Source organism: Parendozoicomonas sp. 2304DJ65-17 (assembly GCF_058148445.1).
In genome coordinates this window covers 1-242 of the sequence record NZ_JBYVJV010000093.1, presented here as the reverse complement: position 1 = coordinate 242, position 242 = coordinate 1, and the positions used below count along the sequence as shown (strand labels likewise).

Annotated in this window: 1 pseudogene; it reads left to right on the top strand. The window is 50.0% G+C overall.

Annotated elements, in window-relative coordinates:
* A pseudogene (locus ACY2RR_RS24645) lies at nucleotides 1–242 on the top strand (MBL fold metallo-hydrolase); the annotation flags it as partial.

Here is a 242-nt window from a genome sequence, read left to right as displayed (position 1 = left end):
TGCCTTTTGAACTTATTTTCAAAGCTTCAGATAAAGATGGTTTTGAATACTCCACCAGCGATTACAAGATAACCCCTCACCCTCTTTCCCACCTGGTGCCTTGTTTCGCCTACGGTGTTGATGAGCATCCCGAAATTGGCCACCTGTGTCCGGAAAGGCTGGCACGGCTGGAGATCCCCCGCGGCCCACTTTGGGGACTTTTACAACAAGGGAAATCAGTCACTCGTCCTGATGGTCGAATT